Here is a 615-nt window from a genome sequence, read left to right on the forward strand (position 1 = left end):
TGGCATCGGCACCAAGGAGGATCCGATCGTCATCACCGAAGAGCTGAATTCGGCGACACCGGTGACGCTGACCATCCGCACCACCAAGCCGATCGAGGCATTCGGCAAGGCCGGCGAGGTCGCCAACGGCATCATTTACATGCGCATCGAGACGCTCAACAACAGCGGCCAGGCCTGGGTGGAGTTCCAGTTCGAGCTACAGGAGATCCTCGACCAGCCGAGCGTATTCGGCGATGGCCTGTCCTTCGACCAGCGCAATAAGTCGCCCGACAACATCGTGGCGAGCAACTTCGCCGAGTTCGACCGCGATTTCGAACCCTATGACCGGCTTTTGTTCAAGAACGGCAAGATCGACCCGCTGATGACGGGCAGCTTCGAATTCCTGATCACCGACTACACGCCGCGCTGGACGTTCTATCTGGTGCAGGATCCGCGGATACCGACGGGCTGACAAACTCACCGAGGTTGCAAATCGCCGCCGCGCGGACGATGGTGGCAGCATGATCGCCGCCTTCCCCAACACCCCTGCCGAAATCGCCGAGCTGCTCGCCTTCTATGCCAGCGCCGGCGTCGATGAGGCGCTGGAGGACGCGCCCATCAACCGCTTCGCCGACG

At 61.8% G+C, this 615-nt stretch carries 1 protein-coding gene and 1 pseudogene; both read left to right on the forward strand.

The genetic code is table 11. The features are described from left to right. Positions 1 to 451: hypothetical protein (locus EOA33_RS37845; RefSeq protein ID WP_127407853.1), on the forward strand; the 451-nt coding region annotated here is incomplete at its 5' end. Between the two features lie 49 nt (positions 452 to 500). Then, a pseudogene (locus EOA33_RS41215) lies at positions 501 to 615 on the forward strand (uracil-DNA glycosylase); the annotation flags it as partial.

Origin of the sequence: Mesorhizobium sp. M4A.F.Ca.ET.050.02.1.1 (assembly GCF_003997725.1) — a bacterium.
Classification (GTDB): Bacteria; Pseudomonadota; Alphaproteobacteria; order Rhizobiales; family Rhizobiaceae; genus Mesorhizobium.